Annotated in this window: 5 protein-coding genes; all 5 read left to right on the top strand. The window is 56.1% G+C overall.

Annotation, left to right across the window (positions count from 1 at the left end; genetic code table 11):
* Nucleotides 1-562 precede the first annotated feature (562 nt).
* The 5 genes from V7730_RS20870 (at nucleotide 563) to V7730_RS20850 (ending at nucleotide 8,604) form a co-directional block, all read left to right on the top strand.
* The gene (locus V7730_RS20870; RefSeq protein WP_335749491.1) at nucleotides 563-2,773 is read left to right on the top strand and encodes a type IA DNA topoisomerase; all 2,211 of its coding nucleotides are present in this window, start codon (nucleotides 563-565) and stop codon (nucleotides 2,771-2,773) included.
* Between the two features lie 220 nt (nucleotides 2,774-2,993).
* On the top strand, nucleotides 2,994-4,250 hold the full coding sequence (locus V7730_RS20865; protein ID WP_335749490.1) for a hypothetical protein: 1,257 nt from the start codon (nucleotides 2,994-2,996) through the stop codon (nucleotides 4,248-4,250).
* Nucleotides 4,251-4,476: 226 nt separating this feature from the next.
* Nucleotides 4,477-4,953, top strand: a complete 477-nt coding sequence (locus V7730_RS20860; RefSeq protein ID WP_335749489.1) for a thermonuclease family protein — start codon at nucleotides 4,477-4,479, stop codon at nucleotides 4,951-4,953.
* On the top strand, nucleotides 4,920-7,148 hold the full coding sequence (gene recD2, locus V7730_RS20855; RefSeq protein ID WP_335749488.1) for an SF1B family DNA helicase RecD2: 2,229 nt from the start codon (nucleotides 4,920-4,922) through the stop codon (nucleotides 7,146-7,148). Before V7730_RS20860 ends, recD2 begins: the two co-directional genes overlap by 34 nt.
* A 16-nt stretch (nucleotides 7,149-7,164) precedes the next feature.
* Nucleotides 7,165-8,604: a DUF6880 family protein gene (locus V7730_RS20850; RefSeq protein ID WP_335749487.1), complete on the top strand. Its 1,440-nt coding sequence runs from the start codon at nucleotides 7,165-7,167 to the stop codon at nucleotides 8,602-8,604.
* Nucleotides 8,605-8,800 lie beyond the last annotated feature (196 nt).

The following is an 8,800-nucleotide window of genomic DNA, read 5'->3' as shown; positions in this document are numbered from 1 at the left end:
GATGCATCTTAGCCAAGCCGCAAAACTGTCCTAAAAAGCAGGACCACTTCAGTTTCAATCAACGGACCGCAAGTGCTATCTGCCTAAGGCCTCTTCAGCGCGATGCCTCAGCAATTTCCGCGTCAAACTCACACGTAGGTTGACCCCATTCCCGCAGGTTCTGTCGCAAAGCTTGGCGACGCATCAAAAAACTAGAATTTTGTTCTCCGCCCGACACATTTGGACGTCAAGTTTCCGAAAGTTTTCTCTTGTATGGCCGAAATTTTGGATAATTTGGCATTCCAGAGGCCTAAAAGTAGGTCTGCGAAGAACAAAATTCTTCAAGAAAAAACTTTGCGACAGTACCTTTGATATCCAGTTAGCCGGATTCCTATCGTACAACGGACCTCGAATGACCGATCTGGCGACGCTGCGGCGCGGCATCAGATCTACCGACGAGCGGCAGCTCAGGGGAGGCCGATCACGTTCAAAAGCACAACATACGGATTTACGTTGTGATCCACAGGCGTTCCCCATATGTTCTTAAGTCAGTAATCCCAAGATCAGCTGCAGGTGGCGCGTAATGGTCGACCAAATCATCATCACCGAAAAATCCAGCCAGGCAAAAGATGTCCGGGCGGCCGTTGGCTCAAGCTTCGGGACCATACTCCCTGCAGAGGGGCATCTATTGGATCTCGAGGAGCCCGAGGACGTTATGCCCGAATGGAAACGGTGGTCACCAGTCCTGCTACGCCCCAACGGTTTGTATGCGACCCGCCCTGCGAAGGGGGGCAACAAGGCCGCGAAACTCAAGGCGATCCACCAAGCTCTGCGCTCGGCAAAAAAGGTTTGGCTTGCCACCGACTGTGACCGCGAGGGCCAACTGATCGGTCAAGAAATACTCGAGCACTTCGACTATCAAGGTGAGGTCGTGCGGGTTTTGTTTACCGCTCAAGACCCCCAGACAATCCGAGAAGCGTTTCGTCGGGCGCGCCCGAACCATGAATATGCCGGCCTCTACGCCGCGGCAGTCGCTCGACGGCAAGCCGATCAGATCTACAACTTGTCCCTCACTCGAACGGCAACCGTAACACTGGGCCGCGGCGCTCGCGGTGTGATTGGCATCGGCCGGGTCAAAACGCCGACCCTGGCCATCGTGTGTAAGCGGGAGATCGAAATACGTGACTTCGTGCCTACGTACTATTTCGAAGTTGTTGCAACAGCATCGGTCGCCGGGGGGCACTTCAAGATGCGCTGCGCGCCGAAGAACCGCATCCTCAAGCGGCAAATGGCCGAAGAGATTGCACGAAACGCCAATGGCTTCAGCGGTCCAATAAGCGTCACCGTGGAAGACAAACGGCAAAGCCCACCCAAACTGCATGACTTGCCGTCGCTGCAAAAACTGTGTGCGTCTCGGTTTGGCTGGGCCGCATCGAAGACGCTGGATGTGGCTCAAGAGCTCTACGATGGACAGGGCAAAAAGATCATCACCTATCCCCGTGCCGAGGTGCGCTACCTGCCGGAGTCCTTGATCGCAGATGTTCCGAAAACCATCGCAGGCCTTCTAGCTGGTCAATCCTACAAAGACATCCCCGTGCCCGCGCAACCTATAATCCGCAAAGGTCCCAGAGGAGCGTTTCACGACAAAGGCGTCCAAGACGCCAGCCATCACGCGGTAATCCCTAACGCCAACACAATAGGCACATTGAAAGAGGTCTGGCCGCGGTTGGCCACGGATGAGAAAAAGTTGTTCGACGTAATCGCGCGGGCCTACATCGCCGCTATCATGCCAGACTTTCGATTCCGTCAGACCATTGCCATGGTGGCCGTTCCGGGCGCCCCGTTTCACGCCACGGGCAGGCAGCCACTGGATCTTGGCTGGCGGGCGGCTTTTCCGGATTGGGTTCCTGCGAGTGAGAAATCTGACGATGCGCAGATGTTACCCGTGATGACAAACGGTGAGCAGGCCACCCTGCACGACCCGAAGGTCGAGGCAAAGGAAACGCGCCCACCAACGCGCTATAACGAAGGTTCGTTGATCGAAGCGATGCAGAACGCCTGGCGCTTCGTCGAAGACGCGCCGTTGCGCGAGCGTTTGAAAGAAGCAAAGGGAATAGGAACACCCGCCACGCGGGCAGAAATCATTAACGGGCTCAAACGGCAGAAGTTTCTGATCAATCAAAGCAAGAACATTGTGCCGACTGAGAGCGGGTTAGAACTCTTCGGCGTACTGAACCAAGCCGATCCGACTTTGGTCGATCCTGGCGCAACAGCTCAGCTTGAGCAATTGCTCGACGATGTCGTCGCGGGGCGACAGCAGATGGGGAACGCAATAGACGCTGTATGTCAGGTCGCCGATCGCATCATTACCAAACTAAAGACCGAAGTTCAGAATGGCGTTGGACTAATTCTCAAAACCAATGCGGTAAAAGGAGGGCCTGACCGCCCTCCGACCCCTGCAATGAAGCGCTTTGCCATGTCGATTGCACGCGAGAAGCAGCTCCACCTGCCTCGAGGCTATGCAAGATCGATTGACGTATGCAGGACCTTTCTTGAGGCCTACGCCCCTAAAAAGCCCAAGGATGGCTCAGCTGCTTCAGGTGAAAAACCGCCAAGTCCCGCTCAACTAGCCTATGCAAAGAACATTGCGGAGGCGGACGGGATTGCGATCCCGGCGGCCGCAATGGTCAGTTCCACTGCCATGTCTAACTGGATTGAAAAGCAGCGAGGGAAAAAACGGGGCAAGGCTGGAGCGAGCGCACCCCCCAAGAAACGCAAAGCCCTTGAAAAATAGGCAGATGGTGCTGTCAGCACTCACTCACTGACAGAATAGCGGCCGTGGGCTGCGAGCAGACGCTATGTTGTGCCTCCGAACTATTGGTAACCTTACGGCGTGTTTTCTATAGGTGTACCTTGTAGATGCACGATTCTGGAGGGCTGATATGCGAAATGACATCTCAAATTTGCTGCATTTCATCAGACAGGATGATCTCTGGTTCGGGCGGCTACAGGATGTGACAGCCGAACACCTCATGCCTGCACTCGAGGAATTTGATCTGGGTTACGATGACCTACCCGAACTGTTAGGGGAACCATGGCCTGGTGTATTGTGGGGATGCGGATTCGAGGATTTCCTTTCGCGCAGGGACGGTAAAGAGAGTGTCGTTGACCTCTACCTTAAACGTCGTGGCTGGAATGAAACGGCCGCCAATAGAGAATATTTTGCAGCTCTTCGCGATACGCCAGTGAGCCTTTACGAAGTCAGTAACGTTAAACTTGGCGAGTCTATGGTGCTCAAGGACTTGGTTGGTGATAGGGAGCCGGTCACCGTTTTTGAAAAGTCCGCCACGCGTTCCCTAAAGCAATGGGACCGAATTGCCGTCCGCGTGATTGCCGAGGGCGACACGCACGTCATCTCGGGCGCATTGTTGGCCTTTTCGGCTGAAGCCGTCGAATTTCTGTTCGAAGGGCTTCGCGCAGCACTGAAACTGAAGGGGAACGCCCCGTTACAGCTAACGACGCGCCAGTTGATGGACTGCGCCCCCGTCTTTACCAGCGCTTGGTTGTTTACCACGCTACCAAACGCCATGTCTTCCGGAATTCCAGAGTTCTGCAACTCGGATGGCGACGACGTGCTGTTTCATGATCTCAGGTTTCGTTTGGCGCCGGGTGTGCTACAAAAAGAAATTGCCGCCTGCTTGGATGACGTCAAAGGTTTCGTGCCCGAGGGGCCGCGTTTCTGGGACTGGCTTGCCCTGCGCAACACGCCCAAGAAGGGGAGTGGAATGATGTTGGACACAGAAATGACAGGACGCACCGTGCTGGAAACCCTGGAGCTCAAAGGGAAATCTCTGCTGGTACAGGTGAATTCGGCTGCCCGCGCAGAAAAAATTGACGCGTTGGTGATAGAGGCAACAGGCAAACGTCTGAAGCGGCCTTTGACCGCAATCCGCACCGTTGAGCAAGTGATGTCTGAGGAACGCGCTGAAACGTCTTTGGAAGGTGCAGACGAGATTCCGCCACACATCGAAAAACAGATCACGCATGACTATATGGATAAGCATTACCGCGAAACCTTGGATGCCCCATTGCCTGCCTTGGACGGCAAGTCGCCGCGCCAAGCTGTACGCAGCGCAGCTGGCCGTGAGAAGGTGGTTGACTGGCTGAAACTTCTCGAGAACCGCAGTGACAAGCAGCAAAACGCCGCACTAGCGGAATACGATTTTGGTTGGATGTGGGCAGAGCTTGGCCTGCAAGAATATCGGAAATGAGGTGATGCCGTCTATTGCATGATCAGCTGTAGCGGCCGTCTTGGCAGTCCCATTATCCGACGATGAATTCCCAAAATTACTGCAGGCTGTACGAATTACCCGTCTGACGGGCCCCATCGCAGCGCTCGAAACTGTTGCGGAGGTCCGCAACGAGCCGGACTCGACCCCGGGACATCATTGTGCAAAATGCTAAAAATACCGCTTTAAACGCAGGGTATTGTCGCCGATGCTTTACTTGGCCATGATTGCCGCCCTTCTTTTTGCACCCATGCCCGCAAACGCAGAGACAATTACTGGAGTGACCAGCGTGATCGACGGCGACACGATAGAAGTTTGGGGGCAGCGGATCCGCTTGCACGACATCGATGCGCCAGAAAGCCGTCAGCTATGTATTCGCGCAGACGGCACGTCGTGGCGCTGTGGCCAACAAGCAGCCTTGGCACTGTCTGACCGGATCGGGCGGCAACAAGTCTCCTGCCCCGTCCGTGACACAGATCGTTTCGGCCGTGCGATTGCTGTGTGCGTGCAGGATGGCAGCGACCTAAATGCATGGGTGGTTCAGCAAGGCTGGGCCGTGGCCTATTGCCAGTATTCCCGAGGCTATATCCCAGCCGAGGAAGATGCGCGCCGAAGCCGCCGCAATGTATGGTCTGGGCAGTTTGACATTTCATGGGACTGGCGGCGTGCGCAGCGCGGCGGATGAAGACCGAAGGCGATAGCCATACGGAGGTCCTTGCGGGCCTTGTGGAGAGGGTGACCTTCCACAGTCAGGAATCTGGTTTTTGCGTCTTGCGGGTTAAGGCCCGTGGGCATCGCGATCTTGTTACCACGGTAGGCCATGCCGCCATGATCTCGGCAGGGGAATGGGTTACTGCATCCGGTGTCTGGATTAACGACCGCACCCATGGCCTACAGTTCAAAGCGCAGTTCCTGCGCACCTCAGCGCCGTCATCAATCGATGGGATCGAGAAGTATCTTGGCTCCGGCATGATCCGCGGCATTGGCGCGGTCTATGCCAAGCGGTTGGTGAAGATGTTTGGCAAGGATGTGTTCGATATCATCGAGGCAACGCCCGAGCGCCTGCGCGAAGTCGAAGGCATAGGCCCCAAACGCGCGGATAAAATCACGTTGGGCTGGGCTGATCAAAAGGTCATCCGCGAGATCATGGTCTTCCTGCACCAACATGGCGTGGGCACGGCGCGGGCCGTGCGGATCTTCAAAACCTATGGCACTGATGCGGTGCAGGTGATGAGCGAAAACCCCTACCAGCTGGCAAAAGATATCCGGGGTATCGGATTTCGCACGGCGGACATGATCGCGGAAAAGCTCGGGATCGAGAAGACCGCTATGATCCGGGTGCGGGCGGGGATTTCTTTTGCGCTCAGCGAGGCGATGGGCAACGGCCACTGCGGCCTCCCCCGGGCGGACCTGATTGGGGTGGCGGGCAAACTTCTGGAAGTGCCCGCAGATCTGATTGACAGCGCGCTGCGCGAAGAACTGACCGAGGAGACGGTCACCGCCGACACCGTGGGCGAGGCAGACTGCATCTTTCTGACGGGGCTTTATATGGCTGAGCGTGGCATTGCCGATCAGGTGAAGCGCATTCAGCGTGGTGAATTGCCGTGGCCTATGATCGATGCGGATAAGGCGCTACCCTGGATCGAGCAGAAAACCGGTATGAGCCTCGCAGAGAGCCAAGCTGAAGCCATCCGCCTCGCGCTGAAGTCCAAGACCATAGTGATCACCGGTGGTCCCGGGGTGGGGAAAACCACCATCGTCAACTCGATCCTGCGCATCCTTGCCGCGAAATCCGTAAAGCTCCTGCTCTGTGCACCCACTGGGCGGGCAGCCAAGCGCATGACCGAGGCCACCGGCATGGAGGCCAAGACCATCCACCGCCTGCTGGAGTTTGACCCGAAGGCCTTCGGCTTCAAACGCGGCAAAGAAAATCCGCTCGACTGCGATCTGCTGGCGATCGATGAAAGTTCAATGGTCGACGTAATGCTCATGCAGTCGCTGCTCAAGGCTGTGCCGAGCAATGCAGCTCTCCTGATTGTGGGTGACATTGATCAGTTGCCGTCCGTCGGGCCCGGCCAGGTGTTAGCTGACATTATTGGCTCAGGCGCCGTGCCCGTGATGCGGCTCACGGAGGTATTTCGCCAAGCGGCACAAAGCAAGATTATCACGACAGCGCACGCGATCAACGCGGGACGCATGCCTGACCTCGCGCCGCCTGAGGACGAGGCGGACTTCTACTTCGTGCCTGCAGCGGACCCCGAGCAAGCCGTGTCGCGCATCGTTGAACTTGTCGCCAAGCGCATCCCAAAACGGTTCGGGTTTGACCCGATCAAGGACATCCAGGTCCTGTGTCCAATGAACCGCGGCGGCGTGGGCGCTCGCTCGCTCAACATCGAGTTGCAAGCGGCACTGAACCCCGCAGGCGACAAAAAGGTTGAACGCTTCGGTTGGACTTTCGCTCCCGGCGACAAGGTCATGCAGATTGAGAATGACTACGACAAGGATGTCTACAATGGCGATATCGGCATGATCGAAGATATCGACATGGTCGAGGGTGAGGTTGTCGTCGATTTTGAGGGCCGCAGCGTCAACTTCGTCTTCGGCGAGTTGGACACGCTGGTCCTGGCGTACGCCGCTACGATCCACAAAAGCCAAGGCTCGGAATATCCTGTAGTGGTGATCCCGGTCATGACCCAGCATTACGCCATGTTGCAGCGCAACCTGATTTACACTGGCGTCACGCGTGGCAAAAAGCTCGTCGTCCTTGTGGGACAGAAGAAAGCCGTCGCAATCGCGGTCAAGAACGTCTCAGGCCGGAGGCGCTGGTCGAAATTAGATGAATGGCTCAGCGGAGCCTCAAAACCCAATTTTCAAGACTGAAAGGAGTTCTTCAAGCATGGCCTCAAAGAAAACCCTCAACGCCAAGAATTTAGAAGGTTTGGGTGCAAGACGGCTTTCCGAATTGCTGATAGAGCTGAGTACAGGCGATGCCTCTGCAAAGCGGTTTCTCCGCCTGGAACTTGCAGGCGAGCTTAGCCCCATTGAGGTTGGGCGCGAAGTAACGAAACGCCTGAACGCAATTTCGCGCGCAACCACGTTTATCCACTGGCAGAACCGCAAGCCGCTTGTCGATGACCTGAACACGCAGCTGAACGCTATCACAAAGAAGATCGCGCCGAATGATCCGGCTGAGGCTGAGCGGCTTCTTTGGCGGTTTCTTGGCATCGCGGAATCAGTGTATGAACGATCCGATGACAGCAGCGGCATCATCAGCGGGATATTTTGTGATGCCAGTGATGCGCTTGGCAAGGCAGCCTTTGATGCGAAGTCCGATCCAGAAGATCTGGCCGAACAGGTATTTCAGGCGATCCAGCGGAATGGATATGGTCAAGTCGATGGCATAATTGAAACGCTGGCTCCCGCCCTCGGAGACGTCGGCCTAAACGCCCTGAAGACAAAGGTCGAAAGCCTTGCGCCGGAACCTGTTGTGGTTCCGCCGAAAGATGAATGGGAGGTTGTTGCCTGGGGCTCGAATGGGAAAACCTACGCACATGAAATGTGGGAAAGCTCGCGCGACAGTACGGTCAAACGGGCCCTGAAAGATATTGCCGACGCCCAAGGTGATGTGGATGCATTCATCTCGCAATATGACACCAAGACCCGCCGGGTGCCTGCAATCGCGGCTGATATCGGCGCACGATTGCTAGCGGCAGGCCGCGCAGAGGACGCGTTGGGCTTTATCGAACGGGCCGAGACCAGTGAGCGCGGATGGGCACCGCCAAAATGGCATGATGTGCGGATCGAAACATTAGAAGCGCTTGGGCGTTCGGACGATGCGCAGAGCTTCCGCTGGCAGCGATTTGAGCAAAGCCTCGATGAAGACTCCTTGAAGGCATACCTTAAAAAGCAGCCCGCCTTTGAGGATATGAAAGCCGAGAAGCGTGCGCTCGAATTCGCGTCAAACCACCCGAGCTTTTTAACGGCACTTCGTTTCCTGACCCGTTGGCCCGCGCCGGATCGAGCAGCGGCCCTCGTTGAAAGACGCGCGCCCGAACTGGACGGAAATTACTATCAAATCTTGTCGCCATCCGCCGAACGCCTTGAAGAGAAGCACCCCCTTGCCGCCATGTTGGTCCTGCGGTCGATGATCGACTTCACACTTATCGAGGCGCGCCCCAAACGCTACGGGCATGCCGCGCGCCATCTCAAAACCTGTGACGCTCTGGCAGAACAAATCACCAGTTACGGCGCACATATTTCTCACCAAACATACATGAAGGAAATCAGAGCCAAGCATGGCCGCAAATCGGGCTTTTGGGGTAAGTATGAAGGCTGATTGCTAGACCGACCTCAGCGTCAAATATTCTACGCCTTCATTTTGCATTGAACGGCCCATTGCTGCCGTTCATCGGTACCCTCGCGCGCCGCAGCGGGCTCTGTCGCAAAGTTTTTGTGTCTTTTTTCTGAGATGGAAATGTAACATCGGTTTTCACTGGGACGACGCAAAGGAAACGGGCGGAACGATGTTTGAT

The sequence above is a fragment of the Sulfitobacter sp. genome, assembly GCF_036961165.1.
Taxonomy (GTDB): domain Bacteria; phylum Pseudomonadota; class Alphaproteobacteria; order Rhodobacterales; family Rhodobacteraceae; genus Sulfitobacter.
This window is presented reverse-complemented; position numbering and strand designations above follow the sequence as displayed.